This window comes from Candidatus Nitrosopumilus sp. (genome assembly GCF_040878665.1).
Lineage (GTDB): Archaea > Thermoproteota > Nitrososphaeria > Nitrososphaerales > Nitrosopumilaceae > Nitrosopumilus.
In genome coordinates, this window is the sequence record NZ_JBBDLU010000008.1 from 39,882 (window position 1) to 63,435 (window position 23,554).

The following is a 23,554-nucleotide window of genomic DNA, read 5'->3' on the forward strand; positions in this document are numbered from 1 at the left end:
GCTTCAGCTTTTTTTGCTGCTTTCTTTGCTGGTTTTGCTTCAGCTTTTTTTGCTGCTTTCTTTGCTGGTTTTGCTTCAGCTTTTTTTGCTGGTTCAGTCAGTGTATCTTTTTTCTTTGCCATCAAATCACCTTATTTTTTATATTCAATTTCTTATTTATCAACAACATTTCATTCCTATTTAACAGTAAATGTTCCTTTGGTAGAAATAGTCGTCAATTCATTTGAGACCATTTCAGTGACTAGATCATATGAGCCAGGATTGTCAATAATTTTTGAGAATTTGTCTCCAACAGGAATAATTCGACTCCCATTTTCAAAACATTGGGTAAAAAAGCCTCCTTGAGTAATCACATCACTTTTGCCAGAAGAGTAAATTGTGATATAAAGATCTCCGCAGTTAAAGGAAGAATCATTGATTTTTACTTGAATTTCTATAGGTTGTGAAGTAGAATATTGTTTTGACAAACCAATTATTTCAATTGGAGAACTAGAGGATAATCCTTCAGAAGACATGGGCCACAAATTTAATTGCCTTTCAGGTTTTTGAAGAATATCAGATAACACTGCAGCACCGAAAATTAATGAGAATATTACAGGCAGTACAAATACAATAAAAACTCTCTTAGTAGCCATTTTGTTTTAGGATCTGTAATTCCCTTATATCTATTTAGCAAAATTTCAAAGATTAAGATCAATTTGACGAATGAGTTAAATCGTAGCCAACTAAATATCGCTAGATGCGACTTAGAAAATTCAGAGTGAGAGCATATCGCTGTATTCATGACTCTGGAGAAATAACAGTTGGAGATTTAGCAGCTTTTGTTGGAAGAAACGAGAGTGGAAAAACTACAATACTACAGGCATTGACGCTATTGAATAGAGACGAAATAGTTTCAGAATTAGATCTTTGTGATGAAATGAATGAGGAGTTAAAAGATGAGATGAGACTAGCAGAAGGTAATTTTGATTTAAATCAACATGAAATCAGTTTAATTAAAGAAAAATTTCCAGGATTGCCCGAAATTAAAAAAATTAAACTAATCAGAACAAATCGAAACCCAAAAGTTCAATATGAATTTGAGGATATTGAAATTAGTGATGAAGGTAATGATGGAATTAACTCATGGGAAAATTTCTCAAAACAGATGTTTGAATTCTTAGATACCATTCCAAATCATCTAAGAATACAAATCGATACGAGATTTTTTGAAGGTAATGTCCCAAAGAATCAAGAAACATTTGATAGTGGGATGGCTGAATTTAGTAACCAATTTCATGTTATTGCCATTCAAGAACCCAAAGTGATTGCAGAGTGGGAGAAAATCTATGAGAATCCTGAAAATCAATTTTCAAATCTTCTAAGTGGTGAAAGTCAAAAGACAGCATTACAGAACTTCATTGCATCCGAATTACATCCTAGATTTGTATATTTTTCAGATTATAAAAAAATCTACGGTAACATCAATCTCAACGAGTATCTTAGAGAAGAAAGAGGAGAACGTCCAAAATCAATTGAATTCATAGAAGAGTTTGATAAAGCTGAGACAGTAAGGAATCTATTTTATCTTGCAGAACTTGACATAAAAGAATTAGATGAGGTAAAAGAGAGTCCATCAAAATGTATCAAACTTCTTAATGCAGCAAGTAACAGGTTGACTAAAAAACTAAACCCGGCGTGGAAAGGAGATCCAATTCATGTTGATTTAAGGTATAATCCAGGCAACATTATGAGTGTTGTAATTTCAGATGTACATAAAGATGGAACAATTACCAACACAGGATTACTGAATAGAAGAGCAGAAGGTTTCAAATGGACATTTTCATTTATTGTAAACTTTGCAGCAGAAACACAAAGGGCAGAATTAAAAGAAGCTATATTGCTTTTGGATGAACCTGCAAGAAATCTTCATCCAACTCAGCAAATGGGAATTTCAGATTTATTAAAAAATTTAGCTGGTTCAAACCAAGTTTTGTACGCAACACACTCACCATTTATGATATTTGATTATACACCAGGCAACCTGCTGGTAGTAGAACTGGATAAAAGAAAACATCTCAGTAGAATATTTTATGATTATTGGAATGCAGATGATAAAACATTAACACCAATTTTGTATGGATTGTGTAGAGGTCAAGTTGAGTCTATTGTAGATAGAGAGATGGGAACTAATTCAAGACCAATAATCATAGTGGAAACAATGTCAGATGCAATGTATCTTAATGCATTTGATAAATTTTTACAAGATCCAAACATATCAATGAATCCATTAAATGTGATTGCAGCTTACAACAAAAACTCAGTTTTACCCTTGGCAATTTTTTACAGAAATCATGGCTACAGGACATTTATTTTATTAGATAATTCAGATGAATCAAAGCAAATTTCCGCACAATTAGTTTCAAACGAATTTTCATCAATTCAAACTATATTTTTTGAAAGAGAAGGTAAAAAACTTGAATCAATTGAAGACTATATCGCTCTTGAAGATTATCTGTATCCAGTAAATCAGACTTATGAAATAAAACTTAGACGTGAGGGATTTTCAAATCTAACACCACAAGAGGTGATACCTAAAGAAGGCAAAGGGGTTTTAGAAAAATTAAGAAAAATATGGCAAGATCACAGAGATGATGATTGGGGAGAATTTAACAATGAAGAAATCACTAGATATATTTGTGAGAAAATCACATTAGAAGAAACTAGTTTTCTAACAGATAAAACTAAAGACCAATTCAGATCACTATACAGACTAATTGCTGAACGTATCAGACAATATCAGAATGTAGTTGCAAAATCAGATTTGAATAAATTTCAAAAGGCAAGATATTAGGATTAAAGAAGTTTTCTCATGAAAAACACTAAACAAAGAAATAGAAAAATGAGGAAAATATTTTAAGGTTTAAGTGAGAGATATTGAGTTTGAATTACATGAACAGATCCTCGACGAGAGGAATTTTCCTTTCAATTGTAGTATTATTTTCAATTACAATAATTGCATTTCCATCAATGGCATATGGTGAAGAAATCACAGTGAATAGTATTGCATTAGAAGAAACATCAGTATTAGAATTAACAAACGATTCAAATGAGAATGTCAACACTGTTAGGATGTGGCTTGGAAGTGATTTTAGCTTCATGTCTTTTAAAACTGAAAAAGGATGGGTGGGGGAGAAAAATGCACAGGGCGTCATTATTTTTACAACATCTGAACCAATCAAACCAGGAGAATCTGTAAAATTTGGAGTGAAAACAGACAAACCCAATCCAGGAATTAATTGGCAAGCATTAGATAGTAAAAATGCAGAGATGAGTATAGGAAAATCTATTCCTAAAGCACTACCAAATGTAACTGAAAATCCAGAACTTGATCAAAATTTAAACAATATAGATGAAAGCATATCAACAGAATCAATATTTAGAATCATACCAGAGAAACCAAATGTCGGTTCTACAATTAGAGTGACAGGAGAAAATTTCGGTTCATCGCAAGAATTGGATTTTTATATTGATACTAAAAAAATTGGTACTTTTGTGACAGATCAGAACGGTCATTTTATCACTACAATGAAAATTCCGGATGATCAAAAAGCAGACAGAGTAGATTTGCTGATAAAAGATAAAGAAGGAAAAGAAAAGAAAATCAGTCTTAGAATAGAAGAAGAAAAAAGCAGAACAACACCAACACAAGATATTCCATTAACAGTTCAAGGAATTCCAAGTGTCATTCATAGAGGTGACTTTTTAGAAATTTTTGGAACTGGACAACCAAATAGTGGGGTTACAATAGAGATCACAGGGCCAGATGGCGAAGTTGTTAGAACAAGAACAGCGCAAAGTAGTAACAAAGGAGATTGGGCATTAGAACCACTCTTGGTTCCATTAGATAGGCCATTTGGAAAATATACTGGAATTGTTTCAGATGGTAGAAATAGTAGAACAGAAAGTTGGACAGTAGAATCAGATAAAACAATCATCATAATTCCAACTAGTTTGAAATTTGAGCCAGGAGAAACTATGAGATTTAATGGTACCGCGTTACCAAACAAACCAATTGAATTAATATTAGAAAGTCCTTTCGGAAAAGAAGTTAAATCAGACATAATTCAAGTTGAAGATTCAGGGATAGTAGAATTTGAATTTCCAACCACACAAAATACCATAGAGGGAACATACACACTAATTGCCACCCAAGAAAAGAAAAAAGAATTCACTTATGCAGGACTAGGGATGTTACCAGTAACTCCAGTTAATTTAGAATTTGATAAACTAAATTACAAAGCAACAGATACTGCAACAATTACATTGTCTGGAAAAGCATCAGAAGTCATTAGCTTGTTAATAGTAGATCCTGGAGACAAACCAAAAGGCGATGCAGTATCAATCAAATTACAACCAGATGGTCGTGGAAAACACTCTTTAGATTTAAAGGGTTATTCATCAGGAGTATACACTGCAGTTGTTAGCAAAGGTAGTGCTCAAAGTTCCGAAATTTTTACAGTTGGTCTAGCAACAGGCTCAGGAAAAATTGATATTAATACAACAAAACTAAATTACAAAGCAGGAGACTCAATACTAGTTTTAGGAGAGACAGGACCAAATGTTCTTCTTACATTAACTATGCTTAATCCAGATGGAGATGAAATTAAAGTAAAAGAAACATTTTCAGACAAATCTGGAAAAATCACCGAAGATGAATTTAGAATCCCATCAAATGCAGAATCGGGTACATGGGTAATTAATGCAAAAAGTGGATCAAACTTTGATAATGCTAAGGTTGAGGTAGTTACATCAATACTTGAAGGGATGGCAGTAGTAGCAGAAAAAGGGCAGAACATACCAGGATCAGGAGACACAATAATGATCAAAGTGTTTGGAGCAACAGCGAATGTAAAAATAGAAATAATTGCAGAAGATGGTGAAGTGATAGACAGTTTATTTGGTATCATTACAAAAACAGGAGAGATTGCTCAATTATGGATAATTTCTCCAGATACAGAACCAGGATCATATACAATCAAAGTAACAAATCCTACAGATTCAGCAGAAACAACTTTTGAAATTCAATAATATCAAACAATTTTATTTCACCTCATGAAACATAACGTATGAATCTTAAAGACAGAATATCGGAATATCCAAATTTTCCTAAAAAAGGCATTTTATTTAGAGACTTTAGTCCAATTTTAAAAGACCCATCTGCATTATCTCATATTGCAGATGAATTTTCAAAACATTTTCATCCAAAAGATGTAGATGTTTTTGCAGGGATTGAATCAAGAGGATTCATTCTAGCCACAATCTTAGCTTCAAGATACAACAAAGGCATGATTATGATCAGAAAAGCTGGTAAATTACCTGGAAAAACAACAAAATTAGCATACACTATAGAATATGGTAAAGACGTCATAGAAATTCAAAAAGATATTGTAAAGAAAGGAGAGAAAATAATCATTTGTGATGATTTACTTGCAACTGGCGGTACAGCAAAAGCTTCTGCAAAATTAATTGAAAAAGTAGGTGGAATGATTTCAGGATTTGCGTTTATTATTGAATTAACAGATCTTAATGGAATCAAAGGAATTAGCAAATACAATTGTAAATCACTGGTGAAATATTGATGGAAAAAGATGTAGAGATTGGAATTTTTGGCGGTACTGGAATTTATGATTCAGGTTTACTTGAAAATGCACAAGAGATTGAAATTAACACACCGTATGGAAAACCTTCTGATACAATTACAGTTGGAACCTTCAATGGAAGAAAGATTGCATTTCTTCCAAGACACGGGAAAAAACACACCATTCCGCCACACATGATTAATTTTAAAGCAAATATTTGGGCATTCAAAGAGTTAGGAGTCACTAGAATCATAGCTCCATCAGCTGTTGGAAGCCTAAAAGAAGAAGTAGAACCTGGACACTTTGCATTGCCAACACAGTTTTTAGATTTTACAAAATCACGAGATGGATCATTTTCAGAAGATGGCAGAGTCATACATATTTCAGTAGCGGATCCATTTTGTCCTGAACTACAATCATCAATTCTTAAAGTTACGGAAAATCAGAATTTGAAAATACATAAAGATTGCACATATGTTTGCATTGAAGGCCCACGATTTTCAACTAAAGCAGAATCAAAATTCTACAGAACAACGGGGGCAGACATAATTGGAATGACACTTGTGCCAGAATGTCAGTTAGCAAGAGAAGCACAGATGTGTTATGCTTCTATTTCAACAGTTACAGATTATGATGTTTGGGCAGAAAAACCTGTTACAGCAAAGGAAGTTTTAGAAACGCTTTCAAAAAATGTAGAGAAAACAAAAAAAGTATTAACAGATCTAATAGATAAAATTCCTAAAACTAGAAGTTGTTCATGTGCCAAGGCATTAGAAGAAGCAGAATTCTAATCATCAGCAAATGATTCTTTTTTAAGTCCTTCAGGAAGAGTCAAATCACCTTGAAGTAGGTTTCTTTGAAGCAATAAAATTACTTCTTCAACATCATATCCCAATTTTTCTAATTCTTTCTCAGTGGTTTGTGATATTTTTGCACCAATATTTTGGCCACCGATTCTACCAAACGCTATAGCTGTGAAATGAAATTCCTTACCATCCAATGTGAAATTACCATTAATCTTTGCAGCCATCTGGCTCCCATGAATGTTATTAATGTGAACTTTAAGATCCATTGTAGAGATTAAATTTCTACAGCTTTGTTAACATTGTCATCAACTAGAAAACTCCAATGTTTGTCATCTTCAACTTTGAAATCATTTACCTTTAGTGATATTACTTGTTCATCTAAACATTCATGTTTAACTTCACCATTTTCTTTTAATTTCACTAGTTTCCATTTGTATTTGCCTTGTTGTAGTTTACATACAGTAACTGCCCACTTTGCATCAGGATCAATTTTTGGCATTCCTACTAGATCTGCAAGTTCTTCAATTCCAAGTTGTTTTTCTTCACAGAATCGTTTTTTGCAAACACCACATCTCCAGACATCTACAGAACCTATTGTTCGTTCATCAATGTTGATATTTACAACACCAAAATAGACTGGTTGATGCTTACAAGTTTCAGTATCTATACTCAATGTTGTTCACAGATAATTAGTATTATTTAGTTCTTGCATCGTCGTATAGTTTTTCTAAAATTACACCGATACTATCTACAATTTTATTTCGTTTAAATTCAATGTTTTCTCGTTCACACATTTTTCTATACATATTAACTGCCGTGAATCTAGGGTGCATGGCTTCAAATTCAGTTTCAGAAATATCAATAAAGGCACCAAGAGTCATCAAGTCTGTAGATGCTTTTTGAGCTTCATCATAAGAAATTTTTAATTTTGTAGCAATTGTATTAGATGACATTTTTCCATAACATGTGACCAAAAGATAGACTCTAGCCTGAACAAGGTCTAAGTGAATTTCACGTATCAAATCATTTTCAATTCCAGAATGCATTATTTTTTGAATAAAACATTCAACATAAAACATGATCTATAAAGTTATTTTTTAACAAGTAGTTTTTTAGAAATTTTTAATGAAAACCCCATTGCAATAAAATGTATGATCGCTCCCAAAATTGCAGCATGGATCAGATTACCTAGAATAATCCAAGTGATAATAAATGCAATTATTGATGGTATTGTTATAATAGTAGCAATAATGGTTCCTCTCAATACAATATCACGGATTGAGAGTTTGGATTGTTTATCATCAGACAATAGATAAAAATTCAAAAATGGTAATAAATATCAAAGATACTTTATATTTGGTAGACTCTGATTTTGATTGTTTGGCAAGCTACAAAGGTGTATACTCAAATGATCAATCATTAAATTTTGTTATACCAATCATCATAATTTTATTTTTAGGAATTATCTACATTATGACACAAAGAGCAGATTCAGGTTTTGTGAGTTTTATCCTAATTGGTGCGGCAGCACTTACAATGTTTTATTGGGCCAGAGTTTTAAAGAAAATGACAAAAGATCAAAAGCCAACATACACTCAATCTAGAGAGCAAGAAACAAAGAATTGGGTTTATGATTTAATTAAAGGAGAAAAAGAATTTGTATTTGTAGCAGAAGTTCCAGGTCCTGAAGATAAAATTGCAGTTAGATTAGTAGATGGAATTTTATACATACGCGGTACATCTGGTTTTTCAAAAGAAGTTCCAATAGAAGGAGCAAATGAAATGCAGATTTTTGATTTCAAATATAGAAATGGCGTGTTAACATTAAGAATAAAATAACTAGAGACTTTTTGCTAATTCTAATTTCTGTGGCAAGTATTTGTCAGTAATATTAGTAAGACCATATTTAGAGAAAGCTTCCAATTCTGCTTTTCTTTTTAATCTTAAAAATACATCAAGTTCTTTTTTCCATATTCCATCCTGATATCTAGGATCTTTTTGAAGATCATAACATCGTTTGATATCAGATTCAGTCATAGGGATTGTAGGTAACTTGTATTTTTCAATGTCTGTAGCCCAAACTCCAACCCATTTAGCATCAGGAACTGTTAATTCTCTAAGATGCGCAGCGTTAGCTGACCCAGATTTTATTACCATTGCAATATGTTCTCCATACACATCGCCATCTGTTAGAACAATTACAGGTAATTTCATTTCATCATGGAGTCGTTTTAATAGAGTTCTAGTTGAACGTGGAGCTTGTCCACCAGTATTGATAATAATAGATTTGAATTTTTTATCAATTTGCTCTTCTACAAATCTTGTAAAAAGACCACCTTTTTCAATTGCAATAACAATTTCAGCACTGGTATCTACCAATTCTGCAGTAGTCAGACTGGGACCTATAGAGTATCCATCAGGATGATTAGATAAATTCATTGTCTTTCCCTCATATCCAGGAATAGTATATTCAATATTCAAATCACCGAAAATAGAGCTTCGCTCTTCTGGAAAAATATGAAAATCTTCTCTAGGCTTAGAAGTTACTGCTTCTAAATCTACAATGATATTATCTGATTCAGATTGATCTTCGAATTCTATAGCAAAAGCTTGTGAAGAATAATAAACGTCTCTTAGTGTTGATGATTTTTTTTCTTGAGTAAGTCTATTTGCAAAAAACGCTAACCACATTAATTGTGTAAAAGATCTTAACTGAGAAGAATTCCTTGAACTTCTCAAAGCTGCATTGTTACCTAAAATGTATTGTCTTAGTTTTTTATCATAAACTATATTGCTTACAGATCTACTAGGAATTGAGAACTTTGGAAATTGTCCGTTATCTAGATCATCATATATTTTTGCACCATGACTTTTGAGCATCTCAAGAATGCTCTTTTGTTTTTCATCAGCTTTTTTGCTACGTTCTTTAATTCTATTTTGTTCTTTATTCGTTTTCAATTTCATTTTCCTCCTCTACGGTTGTTGTAGACTCTACTATATTTTCAGCGTCCAAGATTTTTTTGTAATTAGGTTCTTTTTTCTTTCCAGCAAGCTCTGTAGCAAATGTTGCGATTAAAGGAATGTATTTTGCATAGAGGTTTGCTCTCTTTTTTGCCATATCAGCCTGACCTCTTTTTGACATGTATGCTGCTAATTTTCTTGATAAGAATTGTAATCCCAATCTTAATTCTCGTTCTATTTCTGGTCTATCAGCAACATTTTCTTTTCCAGCAGTTTTGTATGGGATTCTTGTAGAACAGATATGAGTAACAATGATGAATGGCGGTTCGCCTTTTATCTTATATCTGCCCCAATCAGTATCATTTACAACTTTTAGTACCACATCGCTGCCCTCATCATAGAGTAAAGGGATTCGGTTGGCATATCGATAAACATGTGGACCCCCAGGTTTGATGTCACCACCATATGCAATTCCCATCTCAATTATGAAAGGGAATCCAGAGTAAGCAGATGCAGGACGCTGAACTACAGCGGTAAAATCAGGATTAAAAAATTTCTTAATTCCTTTTTCAAGAGGTTCCTCACCTAATGGAGCAAGACAACTTGGATCAGGCGCAAGAAAGTCTTCAAATTTTTGTAATGCATCACTAAGATTAACTAATTCTTGATTAGTCATTGTACCCATTCGTTTTTCTGGTTTGAATCCAGTAAATGAAGCAAATTTCAATGCAGTTGTAGGGCCTATTCGTTGAAATCTTTTTGTTAAAAATGTAGTAAGAGGTTCACCTTGTACAGTATTGGTTAATTGTTTGTAATACTGACTTTCAGGATCCATATCTACAGATTTGGATTGTGAATCACCAAAATCCCAATAATACAAAGTTTTGTTAGGCATGTCAATATCTTCAATCTTAATTTTGTTTAATTTTTCAAAATCCATTTTTAGAAACGACATCAAAGCTATAACTACTCGGACTTGACGTGGAAGAGTTTTCCATTTTTTCTTTGCTTTATCCATAATTGCAGTAAAACTAAGACTTTTCAGAGACAGGCCCAAATCTTTTCTTACTTTGTCAATCATTGTATCATCAATAGTTGGAATTTCAAATTGAGATTCAACTATCATTCTTCGTATTCTCTCTACATCAATACCGTGTGGATGTGGTTTAATTATTGTTGGTGGTGGTGGTATATCTTTTACAAATCGTGGATGATTAAATTTTTCTCCTTTAGGATCATCAAAAGTTATTGATGCATACGGAGTGATCAAAGAAGTTTCATAAACATAATCTCTGATTTTGCTTCCTGCTTTTGAGTAATCACCTTCTAAACAAATACTCACAGAGAGTCCTTTTTTTGAAATCTCTTTAGTTGTATGTTTTACAATTACTGGTTTGTTTTTTTGAATATCAAGTAATAATTCAAACTCATCTTGTATTTTTCCATCTACAGAACTTTTCACAGTAACAGGTTTGTTAGTTGTGATTTGTCCATACAAAATAGCCATAGTTGCACCTAGTCCAAACATACCCCTAGCTTGTTTGAGGCCAAATTTTGAACCATATAGAACAGTTCCAAACGCTAGTGGTATATGCCCTGCATCTATACCTGGACCATTATCTTTAACAGTCAAAATGTAAGGTTTAGGGTCTGATTTTTCAGGATCAACAGCCTTGATTGACAGATGTACATCTGGAAGAATTCCTTTTTGATCACATGCATCTAATGCGTTTTCAACAAATTCCCTAACAGCAGTATAAAGAGAACGTGTTGGGTTACTAAATCCAGCTAAATCACGGTTACTATAAAAAAATTCACTAGGTGATATCTGATTAAATTTTTCACTAATAGAAGACATCTTGATCTTCCCACAATTTCATTCGTTCTTGTTTATCTCTACGATTTGCAGCTTCTAATTTGGTATAAACCGCACCATGCATACTTCCACTTGAAATTGAAGATATTGCATCAACTGCTAATCGTAATTTACTTGAATCACCAATAATTGAAACAGTTTTACCATAAACTGAAATGTGAGTGCCACTTAGATTTTCCATATTTCTTCTAGCTCTACCACCTTCTCCAATAATCCTCCCTTTTATCCTTTCAACATTAGCATTTGATTTTCCAGCAAACTCTCTAAGATCTATAATGTGTAATGTATTTTCACCAATTAACAAAGTCATAGCATTCTCTGGAGAAAAACCTCTACCAATAGCTGTAACAATTTCCATTGCTTTAAATGGTTGAATTTTTTCAACATCTCCATCTGATTTTATAAAAACTTCTCCGGAATCACCATCTATATCTAATGAAACATGACACAATTTTTCAATTTTTGATTTTACACTACCAGATTTACCAATCAAAACTGCAATACGATCATTCGGAATACGAATTAATTTTTCAAAACTCATTTTACAATTTCCTCAAATAATTCATCTGAATTTTCAACAGAGATTCCTCTTTTATTGAAGAATCTTGTAATGTTATAAATATCTCTTTTAAGAAATTCGTGAGCGTTAGGATGTCGAAGATCAACTGCAGAACCAAGATCAAAAACTACCAAGCCCTTATCAGTTTTAAAAATATTATACTCTGAAAAATCACCATGAACTAGTTTTGCTTTATGATAAAGATCCTTGATAATTGAAATTGCTTGATTGTAATCATTCTCGTCAACCTCAGAAATGAGTAAAGATTTGCATGGAGCACCATTTTCGCCGATAAATTCCATTGCAAGTACATTATTGCTAACATAGATTGGTTTTGGTACTGCAATACCAGCATCATGACATTGAGATAAATTTCGAAATTCCTTTCTTGCCCACAGATAAACTAGGTTTTTTGTGCCTTTTTTAAGATGTGAAAATCGTGGATCTCCAGTAATGTAGGGTTCACGTTTTTTAAAATTAGATGTACTTACCAAATAAATTTTTAATGCCACATTAACATTATTTTCATCAACACCCCAAAACAAAACGGATTCCTTTCCAGCACTTATAGAACCATTCACATATGCAATTATGTGATCAGTGATCATTTTGTAAAGAGTCATTACAGTCGGTTTATCTAAAACTTCGTTTACAACTTTTCCTTTTTTGAAACCATCTTCCAGAGGACTTCGTTTAGATTTTGAAATTAATTTATTATCTATTTTAGATTCTAATTTTTTACTAATAGTATCAGTCATTAAAAGAACATTCTCCTACTAGATAAAAGGGATTACTGTCAAAATAATAAAAAAGTGGTAAAATAAAAAACAAATCAAACAACAATTACACATTAAAAATAATTAAGAACGGAACGCCAGAAATTATTTTGATTCCATTTTCAGAACCAATTCCAAGTTTAATCGATAATGAAACGGTTTCATTTCCCACCATGTTAATGATTGATGAATTTTTCAACAAAGTTTCTGCCTCTTCGTGATCAACAAATCTTTCTCCATAATAGCTTTCACTAATATGCATTGTTAGATCATCTTGAATGATCTTTTTCCCCAACAGATCAGCATCACAGATATTTAGCATTATTTTTTTTTGATAATCAGTGACTCGTACTGAAAATTGCATTACGCATATTTGCCTTTTAAAGTAGATTTTGCACCACATGCCTCACAAATTAGAAATGAAATTCTATTTTCCTTGAGAATTTTTGTGTCAGGACTTTTACATGTTGGACATTCAAGGTAATCTTTTACATAAATTTGGAATAGTCTTGTAAAATCATCTGGAGCCCTTCTACCAACAAACATAGCTTTATCACCAAGTCTTTCAGCAGGAACTGCAAATTCTTTTGAAAGATATTGAAGAACCTTATCTGGATCCCTTCGAAGAACCTTTGGAAATTCTGAGAAATTGCGTAGAAAAGTCTTCTGTCCTTCCCACATCACATCCACTACAGGAAGTTCAAACCTAGTGGTAGATTCTTTGTTGGTATCACCTATCTTATCCTGAATACGCTTAAGTAAATTTTCATAATCTGATTTAGTCACTAAAAATTATGATGTATTTGACCATATATTGGTATTATTCTAAAAATTGTGATAATTATTAAAAAATTCTAAAAAATTTGATATTACGTATAGTTGACACTATAAAATTTGAAAAAGAGAAATCGTGTGGGTTTCGTTTGAAGTTATTCCATCTTTCCAATACGGAAAACGTTAGTTCCACATGTAGGACATGTACCTTTTACTGCAGGGCGTCCATTCTTTAGTTTAGTTTCTTTAGGATCTTTGATATCCCTTTTTGCTCTGCATTTTACGCAATATGCTTGAACCATTATGAAATTTGTCAAACTTGGCGGTATTTAGGAAGAGGCTGTGAAAATTAATTAACTATAGACTGGATATGTGTAAATTTTTTCAGGCATTAAAAAAGCCAATTTATTGAAAAATAGTTAGAAAATAAGCTTTTTTAAAAAAAATCATTAACAAGTGGAGAAATAATAGAATTTTACTAACATTTGTTTAGTAAATGAAGATTTTGTGTAGTATTACCAATTATAAACTCCTTATTAACAAAGTAACAAAGTGGCATCAAAAAAAGGAATAGTCATAACAGGTATTATTTTAGCTGCAATTACTGGTGCAAGTTTTTTGTTATGGTTCATTCCACAAGATTATGAGACTACTTTTGTTGTATCAGATTATGAGGATTATTTAGACGGAGTAAAAAATATTCACGAGGTTTTAGAGGAATCAGTAAATATTGAATATCAGAATCTTCGCAACGGAAAAATCACTCCACAAGAATATATCACAGTAATCGAAGTAACATCATCACAAGTAACTACACAAATAAGTGAATTTGTTGCATCAAAACCTTCTGAAGAGTGGCAAACAAGCTATATCAATTACATGAACGCAATGATGAAGTTTAATTCATACATAATGGAAACAAAAGTCTTGGCTAATCTAATTGAAAACGCAAGTTCAGAGGAAAAAATAAGTGAATCGTTAGAAAAGATGGAGTTGTTAAAGACAGAATACAAAGAATTTGTTAGAAATTCAGATCAAACAAGACCAAGATAGCCTCAAGACCGAATTTTACTAAGCAGAATGGTTGGAAATCGTTAAAAAGTAATTATGTAATGAAAAGTAGAATGTCTCAGCATACAGATAAGGTTGAAAAAGATGTGAATGTATCTACAGCCAAGAAATTACTTGTAATATGTATTGACAGAGATAATGATGTAGGTGAAAAAACTGGGATCATTACACCAGTAGTAGGAAGAGATGCATGTATTGAGGCAGCACAGAGATTAGCTTTAGAAGATCCTGAAGATGCAGATTCAAATTCCATTTTTGCTGCAATTAAAACATACGAAGATTTGATCAGTAAAGGATACCAAGTAGAAGTAGTCACAATTGCAGGAGTGAAAGCTAGAGGGGTTCAAGCTGATGAAAAAATTCTAGTTGAAACAAAAAAGGTATTAGAGAAATTTTCTGCAAATGGTGCAGTAATAGTTTCAGATGGTGAAGATGATGAAAGTGTTATTCCAGTAATTCAAAATGTTCTTCCAGTAGTATCAGTACAGCGTGTGGTAATGAAAGTTAGTAGAAGTGTAGAATATTCTTATGCAGTTTTCGGAAAATATCTAAAAATGCTTGTTTATGATTCAAAATATTCAAAATTCTTTTTAGGAGTTCCAGGAATTCTTTTATTAATTGGTGGAATAGGAACCGTGATTGGTTATACAGCTGAAATATTTGCACTTCTTGTAAGTATTTTGGGTGCAGCATTTTTGATTAGAGCATTTGATATTGATAGGACATTATCAAATTGGTCAAAACCAACTCCGATGGGTTTTATCAGAATGTTCACAATGGTTGCAGGTGTTTTGCTTATTCTTTCATCAGTACCATCTGGAATTGATGCAGTTGATCCAAAATTAATTGAAAACAATATAGAAATAATTCCAATAATTACTGACAAAGTGATTGTTGGACAATTTGTATCTGGTGTTTTACCAATGTTATGGATAGGATTGGGTTCAATATTTGCGGGAACATTACTTAGCAATTGGATGGGCGGAGTTCCAAGACAAATTAGTGACATTTTAAGAATAATTGTTTGGGCTGCACTATACCCCATAATATTACAATTTACTAACATTATGATTAATGATGAGCCTTCTCTTACTTTGGTTCCTCCATTATTAGGAGGATTGGCAGTCACACTAATCTCAGCCACAATTCTCTTTAAAAAATATAGAAAACATAAAGATCAAGAAATGGTTTCAGACTAAATTTAGTCATATCAGGTTTTAAGATCAGTTTCTGAAAAACACTGATATCTTCAATCATATGTAAATCATCAAGTGGCGATAAAACATTAGCAAAATAAAGGATGTAATTTTTCAGATATCAGGTCTCTATAAGATATATGGTAAGAGACTAGAAAGTGAGATCAAAAATGGAGATATTCCAAACCATGTTGCATTAATTCTTGATGGGAATAGGAGATGGGCTAAAAGACATCTATCAATGCCAAAAAAAGGACATTGGAAAGGTGCAGATGCAGTAGAAAATCTTCTTGATTGGTGTGAAGAATTTGATATTAAAATTATAACTCTCTATGCGCTTTCCGCAGAAAATTTAGATAGAAATGATGATGAACTTGAATATCTCTATGAATTAATTCGTATGAGATTAGAGAAATTATTCAATGATCCAAGAATACATAAAAATGAAATGAGAGTCAAGGCTATTGGAAGAATTGAATTACTTCCGACATCAATAAAAGAAATTCTAAAACAACTAGATGATGTTACAAAAAATTATGATAGACATTTTCTCAATATTGCACTAGCATATGGTGGACAAAATGAGTTAGTAGATGCAGTAAAAAAAATTGGAGAGAAGATCAAAAATGGTTCTCTAAATGTAGAAGATATTGATAAAAATGAGATTGAATCAAATCTTTACACATCACATTTACCTCAATCATCACCAGATATGATTTTGCGAACATCAGGAGAAAAAAGATTAAGTGGATTTTTAATATGGCAAAGTGCATATAGTGAACTAGTGTTTATGGATATTTTTTGGCCTGAATTTAGAAAAATAGATTTAATGAGAGCAATCAGGACTTTTCAAGAAAGGAAAAGAAGGTTAGGAAAATGATTGAAGAGACATCAGCTGGAATTATATTGTTTAGAAGAGAAGAATCAAAAATTTTATTTTTACTCTTACATTATCCTTCTGGACATTGGGATTTTGTTAAAGGAAAGATGGAAAAAGGAGAAGACATTCATCAGACAGCTATCAGAGAAACAAAAGAAGAGACAGGCATAACAGATATTGTATTTATAGAAAATTTTGAAGAGTGGATTGAATATAATTTTCAATATCAAGGAGAACTAGTTCACAAAAAAGTAGTCTTTTTCTTAGCTGAAACAAAAACTAAAGAAATAAAAATTTCACATGAACATCTAAATTTCACTTGGATGGATTATACTACATCTATGGAGAAAACTACATTTGATAATGCAAAAACTGTTTTAACAAAAGCTCAAATGTTACTTTCCAAAACTTTGTAATTGTAATTCTTTTGCCACATTAATTGGATGTTGAGAATTTAAAATAGTTCTCCCAACAATAAGATAATCAGTACCAGATGAAATTACCTCATTTGCACTACCACCTTGAGTTCCAACACCTGGAGAAAATATACTTAAATTTTTTCCTGCTTTGTTGGAACAATATTCTATAATTTTTGGGAATGTAGCTCCTACCACAATTCCATCAACCTTTGCAGTTAGAGCCCAATCCAAAAACAATTGGTACAATTGTTGTTTTTTTCCCATTTTAATTTCCATGTCATAGGATAATTTAGCCTCAGGTGCGCTCATATGACATAAAGTAATAACGCCTTTTTCATGTTTATGTGAAGATTTTACAAGATTTTTTAAACTATCAAGACCCATTATTGGATTTGCAATCACTGCATCAAATCCTAAATTCCATAGATGATCGGACGTTATTTGATTTGTATTTCCTATATCATTAAGTTTGATATCAGCAATTGTTTGTAATCCATATCTATGAGCTGTTTTGTTGATTTTGAGAATTTCTTTTCCACTTAAAGGAAGAAGTAAATGGAAATTTAGTTTAATTCCACAAAGATAATGGTGTAATTGGGTTATATTTTGAATAGTTTTTGTCTCTAAATTTTTAACAGATAGATCATAATCATTAGCAAGAATAACTTTGCCATTAATCTTTGAGATCTGAGAAAGTCTAGTTTTGAAGGTGGCCATAGTCAACTAATGGATGTGTGTCTTTTAATTTTATGATTTTGATATAAGAATATCCATGTTCAGAAGGACTATCCACAAAAGTTGGTTGAGTTCCATTTACAGTTGAAAATTTTAAAAATGGTTTTAGTGGATCGCCGTCTAATACAACATGGCAAAAATAAGAGGTTCCCTCATCATTAAAATTCATGAAAACTCCAATTAACCATTTATCATTTCGTGGGAATAAAAATAATGGAAATGGCATTTCTTCAAAACCCCAAGTGAGTTTAGCTAAGCTAGACATATCTTCTAATTCTATTGGTTGATATCTATCCAAAGTTCCATTTCCAGGTTGTAATGTTTTAGGTAGAGATTTTATTCTAACAATTGGAGAATACAGTTTACTAGCATCAGAAGTGGTATCAACAATTTCAGACTCTTCTTTTCCGCCTTTTAATCCATAGCAAAGATAATGTCCATTATGTTCTAAATGTGTATAATACACAACTGGTTTTTCTTTTAGAATATCCATTTGAACAGACAATATTTTTTTTCCATCATAATCATGTAAGAAAGAAACACGAGGTGCACGTTCCAATGCACAAACGAGCCTCGTAAATTCCAAAGTTGAATTCACTTGAATATAACGTGGTAATTTATCAGTAGTTTGTGTCTTGTCCACAGGTGTTAGCTGTTGGTTATCAAATTAAACTTATCCGAAATATTTTGAGCCTAAGTTCTTCTATCAATCACATCGTTAACGGATGGACCAGTGCCAATTATTGTAACAGGCGTGTTTAATTTTTCTTCAATATTTTTTATGAATGCTTTTGCATCATCTGATAATTCATTAAAAGAAGTTTTTCCTGCACAATCTGTAAAAAGCACATCTAATTTTGTAATTGAAATTTGTGTAGCACCATTAAGCATGATTGCACGCCTAGCTAAATCAAAATCAAAATCTGCAGCACGTCTTTGACGACCTGTAACAGTACCAAATTCAGACCAGCCTTTTTTTTCTGCTTCTTCTAGAGATAGTTCTTTATCAAGAGGACCAGTTCCAACACGGGTTACATAAGATTTGAAAACGACAATTACCTCATCGACTTTTGTAGGACCTAAGCCAATATCCGCACAAATTCCAGATGCAGTAACATCCTTGGATGTTACAAATGGGTATGTTCCATGCCACAAAGAGAGAAAAGTTCCTTGAGTACCCTCAACCAATACATTTTCATTTGCTGCAAGTGCAGAATTTATCTCTAAAGGTACATCTACAATAAGTGAAGATAAAGAATCAAAATCTTTTGCTAGTTTCAAAATTCGCATAGCTCTATCAGCATTTGCAGGACCTGTACCTGAACCAGTACTTCCAATTTTTTCTTTTAGGTCACCTTTAGAATCTCTAGATAGATGAGTTTCCTCAATTATTCCACAATGTTTATCAATAAATGCACGTCCTGATACATCAAAATCGTTGATTTCTTTGTTAAGGATAGCAGGATTAATTACAACTCCAGGTCCAATCATCACCTTAGCATTTTTATTTAGAAAACCACTTGGAAGCATTCTAACTTTGTATACTTTATCACCATCTCTAATTGTATGACCGGCATTAGGACCAGCACCACCACGTACAATTATTTTTGGATTATCCTTAATTGCTAAATATGATATAATTTTTCCTTTACCTTCATCACCAAAAAATCCTCCAACAACTACAGTGGATGTCATATTGATAAACTTCAGTTCGTTTATTTAAGCTAAAGTGTTTTAACATGATTTTATATTCAACAATAAATCATTTAGATCCATGGTCGGAGAAAATTTTGCAGGAAACATCATAATTAATTTGGCTAATTTGCCAGATTTTCTAAGAAATCCAATTTTAAAAAAAAGAATGATGGAATTTTTTTCATTACCAGAAGATGAAAGAAAAGAGGTCATAAACAATGCATTAGAAGCAGGTCCTACAATTCCATTTCCTAATTTTTCAAAACTTTTTAAAACATGGTTAAAAATTCTAACTACTCTATCAGAAGAACAAAGAGCTGGATTATTTTCTGCATATATTACAGAAATAGCACAATCACCTCATAAATTAATCGCCTTTAACGTAGATGGGATTTTAGAAATATTTTTGACTTTAGAGAAAAATGAAAGAGAGACTCTTGCAAACACAATTAAAAAAATCATCAATAGTCTAGATGAGAATTCTAAAAGAAAGGTTACGATAATTATACCAGATAATGCGAAAAAACACTTGAATCTTTAGGCGCCTTTAGGCTCATCAGGCTTTCTATTGTCTTCATTAGTATAATCTATTATTTCACCCTCAGGAGACAACACGCCTACAAATATTTTCTCATGTTTTTTTAATAATTTTCTATGATCAAGTAAAGACATGTCAAGTTTCATTTCATTCATTACCATAATTTGATATTCTTTCCATTCTGCCCAACATTTGTTACATGTGGGGTATTTCTCAGCAACAATTCCAAGTTGCTCATTATCAGGAATAGAATTCTTACATTTTGTACAGATACGACTCATGCTAAATCACAATAAATAACTCCTTTTATCTTTTTTTGAATGGAAATGATACAAAAATTACCTGTTTACTTGTGCGTAATTATGTTTTTAACATAAAAAAAGTTTCAACAGAGTATAATCCAATGTTTAGAAGTTTAAAAATACGATGTTATTTGAATTTTAATCCACCAGTTTGCTGTTCAATAGAAGATGTAATTTTTCTTAAAACTTTACTGAATTTTTCTAAGTCAATAGTTATTTTTCCTTTTAATACCATATCTTTTCCTTCTAATCTACACTCTACAAAAATTTTCATCTCACCAGGTAAAACAATCGGATGTCCCACGCTAGCTATTTCAGCAGATTGCATTTTGGGATGAATTGATAAAACGTGAAAATTATTTTCAGGTTCCATAGATACACAATCGAGTAAATCAGATTCTAATTCATCACTTTGAAATTTTAAAAAATTTTCTGAGAATATTCTAAGATAACTTATAGCATCTCTATTACCTTGAGAAAACGCTTTACCCGCGTTAATAATTTTTTTACGTTGTAAAGGAGATAATGCATTAATGATTGTAGGTAAATCTATCGTCAAACCAAAAGAAAATTCAATGTCTCTAACGTTAAAGTGATCAAAGTCGTTATACCACAAATTTCCATAATCTAACGCAAGTTCAATGTTAGCTGATGTTAATTTTCCAACATATTCAGGATTTTGATCAATATGAAGAGATAACAAGGCTTCAGGAATTTTAGGGTTTAATTTTTTTCTAACTGTTAATATTACTAAATCAGAATTTAATTCTAAAAGCTTACCAAAATTAATAGTGGCTTTATCTTTTTCAGTTTGTATAATTCCTAATTTTTTAAGATCATTATCACCAGTTAACGTATAGCCACTGATATCAATCACATGATCTAATTCTATAGGTTTAACAAGAAATTTTTGTAGAGGTTTAATTATAGAATTGAGTCTAGAGGTCATAGAACCCATATTAAAATGAAAAACAAATTCAATTTCACAGGATTTGTAAAACACTGTTACACCCTGACGAGTGGTAACATTTAGTTCAGATAGTTTTTGGAGTAAAGAAGGAATTGTGGAACCTAATGCAGAAATTAATGATCCGGTTAATGCAATCTCTGCCAAAATTTAATCTCTATGCAACAGCTTTGAGTAATGGTGCAGATAATTTAGAAATATTTTCAGTTAGAGGTACTTGCAAAGTTTGTTTTTCTTCAATATTAATTGAAAGTGTAGCTAATTCAGATTTGTAAGAATTACCTAAAGCATCTTCATATTCAAATCCTATTGAAAACATACCATATCCTACACCAGTAACAATAACTTTAGGAATTGAGATTTGGTTAGTTTTTACAAATACTAAACTCTCATCTTTTATATCTTCATTTTTAGTTTGTATTTTAATTTCCATATCATCTGTTTTCATTATATCTGCAAACGGGCGCAGATTAGTTACTCGTCCAGAACCAATGTTAATGAGTTTTAAATTAAGAGGATCTACAACATTAACAAATCGAGAGGATGATAATGTGTATTCATTTTGTTCAAATTTTATTATTGGTCTTATAATTTTAGTAGAATATTCTATCTTTTTAATATCATTACCAAAATCAAATTCTACAATAAAATTTGATGTTATTTCATTTTGAGGCATTTCATTATAAAAACAAGTGAATCCAAAGAATCCAGGAATTTGAATATATTCTCGGTCTAAGGTAATTTTTCCAGAGTCAAATTCTTTATTTTTTAATCCTTTTTCATCAATATTGAGAACTTTAGTGATTACAAAATCAGGTTCAAATTTTATTGTGATACTTTTAGGAGTTAAATTTGGATTCCATTTTATCCAGCTAATAATATTTTCACGAGGTAATGCTTTTTTAGAAATGTGTTTTTCTAAAATCCAGTCTTGATTAGTCATTATATACAATAATAGAAATATCTCACTATAATATTATTTGTCAGTTTTTTATAAAATATTATAAAAAATAGGCACTAATTAACATCACTTATCACTAGTTAGGTATTACTTAGTACATACATGACATTTAGATAGTTTTAGGTGTAAAACCAGACTACGCAGAATCATATATTCAATTGATTTAGAATTAATGTCATGACCAATCTTGAAAATGATGAGATCGATTTAGGGTTTGAAGATTGGAAGAGAGCTCAGAAACTTTTCAAAGATAAAGATTTACCAACCAAAGACCCTCAAGAATTAGACTGGAGAGAACAACAAATTTTATCTCAAAGAATATTTTCTGAAGGAAAAACAATAGAGGCAGTAATTATTCTTCATGGATTACTTGAATTAGAATTAAACAGAATTTGGGAAATGTTCGTCATATGCAATAATATAAACATGGTCGAAAATTTAAAAAAATTAAATGAAAGATCATATTTAGATTTGACTTCATTATGTGAAGAACTTGGACTTTTTGATGATGATGAGAATGAAGTCGTAGAAGTTCTCAAAGAATTTAATAGATTAAGAAATTCACTTGGTCATAATTTCTATGGTATAAACCAAAAAACAATTCCAAAGATACAAGTTAAGAAAAAATTTGAACGTGCAGTGAGTCTAGCTGGACTACTTCCATTATTAGAATTAAAATTTTTACATAAAGAAGCAAAGCAAAATAAATTCGCAAAAAATTTCTTGAAAATATTGGAGAAAGAGGCAGATGAAGAATATAAAGAAAAATACTGTAAAAAAAGTAAACTCAAGAAAGTGAAGAAAAATTGAGAATCTTAAATCTCATGTACATCTTCTTTATTTACAAAATAAACATGAATGAAATATGAATTTCGAGAGATTTGGGATAGTTTTCACAATAGTCTTTGTAGGATACATTGGTATTATTTTGATACTTCTATCAGATCAAACTTCTAGTGATTCAGATATTCCCACACTTGTAATTAGTGGATTAGTTTTGATTTTATTTTCATATACTTCTCAGAGAAAGAAAACTGAAAAGAAAGGAGTCATGACAGACAGAGCCTACATCATATTCTTTGTATTAGGAGTATTATGCGGTTTAGGAATTCTTCTTGGAATTAAGTCAGCATATGAAATTGATTATCAAGAGGCAGAAGCTATTGATTTCACGTATGGAATTCCAGTTGCAATTGGAGGTCATGCAGCACTTGCATTTTTTACATTAATGGCAATGGCAGTTTCAATTATCAGAATTCCAAAGATTGAAAGAAAACTGAAAAGAGTCAACAATACTAAATGGATTCCATTCGTTGGAGGAAGCACAATAGGTTTTGGAATAATTTATGCATATAATTTCTTTTTTAATGGAATACCACCATTATTCTAAAAATTAAGAAAAAAGAAGAAAGTAATA

Annotated in this window: 30 protein-coding genes; 12 read left to right on the forward strand and 18 right to left on the reverse strand. The window is 31.6% G+C overall.

Going from position 1 to position 23,554, the window contains the following annotated elements; translation table 11 throughout:
- Positions 1-176 precede the first annotated feature (176 nt).
- A complete protein-coding gene (locus WDZ98_RS08180; protein WP_368060643.1) occupies positions 177-635 on the reverse strand; it encodes a hypothetical protein in 459 nt (152 codons plus the stop codon).
- Positions 636-739: 104 nt separating this feature from the next.
- Between WDZ98_RS08180 and WDZ98_RS08185 the strand changes: the two genes are divergently transcribed.
- From WDZ98_RS08185 to WDZ98_RS08200, 4 genes are all read left to right on the forward strand, one after another.
- On the forward strand, positions 740-2,833 hold the full coding sequence (locus WDZ98_RS08185; RefSeq protein WP_368060641.1) for an AAA family ATPase: 2,094 nt from the start codon (positions 740-742) through the stop codon (positions 2,831-2,833).
- Positions 2,834-2,931: 98 nt separating this feature from the next.
- Complete coding sequence (locus tag WDZ98_RS08190; protein ID WP_368060639.1) at positions 2,932-5,070, forward strand: biofilm-associated protein; 2,139 nt, start codon at positions 2,932-2,934, stop codon at positions 5,068-5,070.
- 38 nt (positions 5,071-5,108) lie between these two features.
- The gene (locus tag WDZ98_RS08195) at positions 5,109-5,621 is read left to right on the forward strand and encodes an adenine phosphoribosyltransferase (RefSeq protein WP_368060637.1); all 513 of its coding nucleotides are present in this window, start codon (positions 5,109-5,111) and stop codon (positions 5,619-5,621) included.
- Positions 5,621-6,412, forward strand: a complete 792-nt coding sequence (locus tag WDZ98_RS08200) for an S-methyl-5'-thioadenosine phosphorylase (protein ID WP_368060635.1) — start codon at positions 5,621-5,623, stop codon at positions 6,410-6,412. Before WDZ98_RS08195 ends, WDZ98_RS08200 begins: the two co-directional genes overlap by 1 nt.
- On the opposite strand, the gene WDZ98_RS08205 is transcribed toward WDZ98_RS08200, so the two are convergent.
- The 4 genes from WDZ98_RS08205 to WDZ98_RS08220 are packed head-to-tail and all read right to left on the reverse strand — an operon-like array spanning position 6,409 to position 7,736.
- Positions 6,409-6,693, reverse strand: a complete 285-nt coding sequence (locus tag WDZ98_RS08205; protein ID WP_368060633.1) for a hypothetical protein — start codon at positions 6,691-6,693, stop codon at positions 6,409-6,411. The genes WDZ98_RS08200 and WDZ98_RS08205 overlap by 4 nt on opposite strands.
- Positions 6,694-6,701: 8 nt before the next feature.
- Positions 6,702-7,100: a hypothetical protein gene (locus WDZ98_RS08210; protein WP_368060631.1), complete on the reverse strand. Its 399-nt coding sequence runs from the start codon at positions 7,098-7,100 to the stop codon at positions 6,702-6,704.
- A gap of 22 nt (positions 7,101-7,122) precedes the next feature.
- Entirely contained in the window at positions 7,123-7,473 is a 351-nt protein-coding gene (locus tag WDZ98_RS08215; protein WP_368060629.1) for a hypothetical protein, read from the reverse strand.
- A gap of 44 nt (positions 7,474-7,517) precedes the next feature.
- Positions 7,518-7,736 carry a hypothetical protein gene (locus tag WDZ98_RS08220; protein WP_368060627.1) on the reverse strand — a complete coding sequence of 73 codons (219 nt, stop codon included), beginning with the start codon at positions 7,734-7,736 and terminating at the stop codon, positions 7,518-7,520.
- Positions 7,737-7,753: 17 nt separating this feature from the next.
- Between WDZ98_RS08220 and WDZ98_RS08225 the strand changes: the two genes are divergently transcribed.
- Positions 7,754-8,266 (forward strand): Hsp20/alpha crystallin family protein, encoded by a 513-nt coding sequence (locus WDZ98_RS08225; protein ID WP_368060625.1) that lies wholly within the window; start codon positions 7,754-7,756, stop codon positions 8,264-8,266.
- On the opposite strand, the gene WDZ98_RS08230 is transcribed toward WDZ98_RS08225, so the two are convergent.
- From WDZ98_RS08230 to WDZ98_RS08260, 7 genes are all read right to left on the reverse strand, one after another.
- On the reverse strand, positions 8,267-9,391 hold the full coding sequence (locus WDZ98_RS08230) for a DNA topoisomerase IV subunit A (RefSeq protein WP_368060623.1): 1,125 nt from the start codon (positions 9,389-9,391) through the stop codon (positions 8,267-8,269).
- Positions 9,372-11,246, reverse strand: coding sequence for a DNA topoisomerase VI subunit B (locus WDZ98_RS08235; RefSeq protein WP_368060621.1), 1,875 nt, complete (start codon positions 11,244-11,246; stop codon positions 9,372-9,374). Before WDZ98_RS08235 ends, WDZ98_RS08230 begins: the two co-directional genes overlap by 20 nt.
- Positions 11,233-11,805 (reverse strand): pre-rRNA-processing protein PNO1, encoded by a 573-nt coding sequence (locus WDZ98_RS08240; protein WP_368060619.1) that lies wholly within the window; start codon positions 11,803-11,805, stop codon positions 11,233-11,235. The genes WDZ98_RS08235 and WDZ98_RS08240 overlap by 14 nt, the downstream gene beginning before the upstream one ends.
- Positions 11,802-12,581 carry a serine protein kinase RIO gene (locus tag WDZ98_RS08245; protein ID WP_368060617.1) on the reverse strand — a complete coding sequence of 260 codons (780 nt, stop codon included), beginning with the start codon at positions 12,579-12,581 and terminating at the stop codon, positions 11,802-11,804. Before WDZ98_RS08245 ends, WDZ98_RS08240 begins: the two co-directional genes overlap by 4 nt.
- Positions 12,582-12,666: 85 nt before the next feature.
- A complete protein-coding gene (locus WDZ98_RS08250; protein WP_368060615.1) occupies positions 12,667-12,963 on the reverse strand; it encodes a DUF424 domain-containing protein in 297 nt (98 codons plus the stop codon).
- Positions 12,963-13,385, reverse strand: a complete 423-nt coding sequence (locus WDZ98_RS08255; RefSeq protein ID WP_368060613.1) for a translation initiation factor IF-2 — start codon at positions 13,383-13,385, stop codon at positions 12,963-12,965. The genes WDZ98_RS08250 and WDZ98_RS08255 overlap by 1 nt, the downstream gene beginning before the upstream one ends.
- 143 nt (positions 13,386-13,528) lie before the next feature.
- A complete protein-coding gene (locus WDZ98_RS08260; protein WP_297593533.1) occupies positions 13,529-13,675 on the reverse strand; it encodes a DUF5679 domain-containing protein in 147 nt (48 codons plus the stop codon).
- Between the two features lie 250 nt (positions 13,676-13,925).
- Here WDZ98_RS08260 and WDZ98_RS08265 point away from each other — a divergent pair, with 250 nt between their 5' ends.
- From WDZ98_RS08265 to WDZ98_RS08280, 4 genes are all read left to right on the forward strand, one after another.
- Positions 13,926-14,426, forward strand: coding sequence for a hypothetical protein (locus WDZ98_RS08265; protein ID WP_368060611.1), 501 nt, complete (start codon positions 13,926-13,928; stop codon positions 14,424-14,426).
- Between the two features lie 71 nt (positions 14,427-14,497).
- A complete protein-coding gene (locus WDZ98_RS08270) occupies positions 14,498-15,643 on the forward strand; it encodes a DUF373 family protein (protein ID WP_368060609.1) in 1,146 nt (381 codons plus the stop codon).
- Positions 15,644-15,776: 133 nt separating this feature from the next.
- Positions 15,777-16,520 carry a polyprenyl diphosphate synthase gene (gene uppS, locus WDZ98_RS08275; RefSeq protein ID WP_368060763.1) on the forward strand — a complete coding sequence of 248 codons (744 nt, stop codon included), beginning with the start codon at positions 15,777-15,779 and terminating at the stop codon, positions 16,518-16,520.
- Entirely contained in the window at positions 16,517-16,936 is a 420-nt protein-coding gene (locus WDZ98_RS08280; RefSeq protein ID WP_368060607.1) for a bis(5'-nucleosyl)-tetraphosphatase, read from the forward strand. The genes uppS and WDZ98_RS08280 overlap by 4 nt, the downstream gene beginning before the upstream one ends.
- On the opposite strand, the gene WDZ98_RS08285 is transcribed toward WDZ98_RS08280, so the two are convergent.
- From WDZ98_RS08285 to WDZ98_RS08295, 3 genes are read right to left on the reverse strand one after another with little or no spacing between them, the layout of a single operon-like run.
- Positions 16,916-17,656 carry an orotidine 5'-phosphate decarboxylase gene (locus tag WDZ98_RS08285; protein WP_368060605.1) on the reverse strand — a complete coding sequence of 247 codons (741 nt, stop codon included), beginning with the start codon at positions 17,654-17,656 and terminating at the stop codon, positions 16,916-16,918. The two genes, WDZ98_RS08280 and WDZ98_RS08285, sit on opposite strands and share 21 nt — an antisense overlap.
- A complete protein-coding gene (locus tag WDZ98_RS08290) occupies positions 17,637-18,317 on the reverse strand; it encodes a hypothetical protein (protein WP_368060603.1) in 681 nt (226 codons plus the stop codon). Before WDZ98_RS08290 ends, WDZ98_RS08285 begins: the two co-directional genes overlap by 20 nt.
- 50 nt (positions 18,318-18,367) lie before the next feature.
- Entirely contained in the window at positions 18,368-19,369 is a 1,002-nt protein-coding gene (locus tag WDZ98_RS08295) for an adenylosuccinate synthetase (protein WP_368060601.1), read from the reverse strand.
- 79 nt (positions 19,370-19,448) lie between these two features.
- Between WDZ98_RS08295 and WDZ98_RS08300 the strand changes: the two genes are divergently transcribed.
- Complete coding sequence (locus WDZ98_RS08300) at positions 19,449-19,910, forward strand: hypothetical protein (RefSeq protein WP_368060599.1); 462 nt, start codon at positions 19,449-19,451, stop codon at positions 19,908-19,910.
- Here WDZ98_RS08300 and WDZ98_RS08305 read toward each other — a convergent pair.
- From WDZ98_RS08305 to WDZ98_RS08315, 3 genes are all read right to left on the reverse strand, one after another.
- The gene (locus WDZ98_RS08305; RefSeq protein WP_368060597.1) at positions 19,907-20,188 is read right to left on the reverse strand and encodes a Fe(2+)-trafficking protein; all 282 of its coding nucleotides are present in this window, start codon (positions 20,186-20,188) and stop codon (positions 19,907-19,909) included. The two genes, WDZ98_RS08300 and WDZ98_RS08305, sit on opposite strands and share 4 nt — an antisense overlap.
- Positions 20,189-20,336: 148 nt before the next feature.
- Positions 20,337-21,323, reverse strand: coding sequence for a hypothetical protein (locus tag WDZ98_RS08310; RefSeq protein WP_368060595.1), 987 nt, complete (start codon positions 21,321-21,323; stop codon positions 20,337-20,339).
- 10 nt (positions 21,324-21,333) lie between these two features.
- Entirely contained in the window at positions 21,334-22,119 is a 786-nt protein-coding gene (locus tag WDZ98_RS08315) for a hypothetical protein (protein ID WP_368060593.1), read from the reverse strand.
- Positions 22,120-22,314: 195 nt separating this feature from the next.
- On the opposite strand from WDZ98_RS08315, the gene WDZ98_RS08320 reads away from it, so the two are divergent.
- Both WDZ98_RS08320 and WDZ98_RS08325 read left to right on the forward strand, forming a co-directional pair.
- Positions 22,315-22,947, forward strand: coding sequence for a hypothetical protein (locus tag WDZ98_RS08320; protein WP_368060591.1), 633 nt, complete (start codon positions 22,315-22,317; stop codon positions 22,945-22,947).
- 55 nt (positions 22,948-23,002) lie between these two features.
- Positions 23,003-23,527: a hypothetical protein gene (locus WDZ98_RS08325; RefSeq protein WP_368060589.1), complete on the forward strand. Its 525-nt coding sequence runs from the start codon at positions 23,003-23,005 to the stop codon at positions 23,525-23,527.
- Positions 23,528-23,554 lie beyond the last annotated feature (27 nt).

Excerpts from the sequence above, each read along its gene's own strand:
- WDZ98_RS08180 (WP_368060643.1), bottom strand. The coding sequence starts at position 635 with ATGGCTACTAAGAGAGTTTTTATTGTATTTGTACTGCCTGTAATATTC.
- WDZ98_RS08250 (WP_368060615.1), bottom strand. The coding sequence starts at position 12,963 with ATGCAATTTTCAGTACGAGTCACTGATTATCAAAAAAAAATAATGCTA.
- WDZ98_RS08225 (WP_368060625.1), top strand. The coding sequence starts at position 7,754 with ATGGTAATAAATATCAAAGATACTTTATATTTGGTAGACTCTGATTTT.
- WDZ98_RS08245 (WP_368060617.1), bottom strand. The coding sequence starts at position 12,581 with ATGACTGATACTATTAGTAAAAAATTAGAATCTAAAATAGATAATAAA.
- WDZ98_RS08285 (WP_368060605.1), bottom strand. The coding sequence starts at position 17,656 with ATGGCCACCTTCAAAACTAGACTTTCTCAGATCTCAAAGATTAATGGC.
- WDZ98_RS08190 (WP_368060639.1), top strand. The coding sequence starts at position 2,932 with ATGAACAGATCCTCGACGAGAGGAATTTTCCTTTCAATTGTAGTATTA.
- WDZ98_RS08200 (WP_368060635.1), top strand. The coding sequence starts at position 5,621 with ATGGAAAAAGATGTAGAGATTGGAATTTTTGGCGGTACTGGAATTTAT.
- WDZ98_RS08280 (WP_368060607.1), top strand. The coding sequence starts at position 16,517 with ATGATTGAAGAGACATCAGCTGGAATTATATTGTTTAGAAGAGAAGAA.
- WDZ98_RS08305 (WP_368060597.1), bottom strand. The coding sequence starts at position 20,188 with ATGAGTCGTATCTGTACAAAATGTAAGAATTCTATTCCTGATAATGAG.
- WDZ98_RS08205 (WP_368060633.1), bottom strand. The coding sequence starts at position 6,693 with ATGGATCTTAAAGTTCACATTAATAACATTCATGGGAGCCAGATGGCT.
- WDZ98_RS08230 (WP_368060623.1), bottom strand. The coding sequence starts at position 9,391 with ATGAAATTGAAAACGAATAAAGAACAAAATAGAATTAAAGAACGTAGC.
- WDZ98_RS08325 (WP_368060589.1), top strand. The coding sequence starts at position 23,003 with ATGAATTTCGAGAGATTTGGGATAGTTTTCACAATAGTCTTTGTAGGA.
- WDZ98_RS08320 (WP_368060591.1), top strand. The coding sequence starts at position 22,315 with ATGACCAATCTTGAAAATGATGAGATCGATTTAGGGTTTGAAGATTGG.
- WDZ98_RS08240 (WP_368060619.1), bottom strand. The coding sequence starts at position 11,805 with ATGAGTTTTGAAAAATTAATTCGTATTCCGAATGATCGTATTGCAGTT.
- WDZ98_RS08235 (WP_368060621.1), bottom strand. The coding sequence starts at position 11,246 with ATGTCTTCTATTAGTGAAAAATTTAATCAGATATCACCTAGTGAATTT.
- WDZ98_RS08315 (WP_368060593.1), bottom strand. The coding sequence starts at position 22,119 with ATGACTAATCAAGACTGGATTTTAGAAAAACACATTTCTAAAAAAGCA.
- WDZ98_RS08270 (WP_368060609.1), top strand. The coding sequence starts at position 14,498 with ATGTCTCAGCATACAGATAAGGTTGAAAAAGATGTGAATGTATCTACA.
- WDZ98_RS08185 (WP_368060641.1), top strand. The coding sequence starts at position 740 with ATGCGACTTAGAAAATTCAGAGTGAGAGCATATCGCTGTATTCATGAC.
- WDZ98_RS08295 (WP_368060601.1), bottom strand. The coding sequence starts at position 19,369 with ATGACATCCACTGTAGTTGTTGGAGGATTTTTTGGTGATGAAGGTAAA.
- WDZ98_RS08260 (WP_297593533.1), bottom strand. The coding sequence starts at position 13,675 with ATGGTTCAAGCATATTGCGTAAAATGCAGAGCAAAAAGGGATATCAAA.
- WDZ98_RS08215 (WP_368060629.1), bottom strand. The coding sequence starts at position 7,473 with ATGCATTCTGGAATTGAAAATGATTTGATACGTGAAATTCACTTAGAC.
- WDZ98_RS08300 (WP_368060599.1), top strand. The coding sequence starts at position 19,449 with ATGGTCGGAGAAAATTTTGCAGGAAACATCATAATTAATTTGGCTAAT.
- WDZ98_RS08195 (WP_368060637.1), top strand. The coding sequence starts at position 5,109 with ATGAATCTTAAAGACAGAATATCGGAATATCCAAATTTTCCTAAAAAA.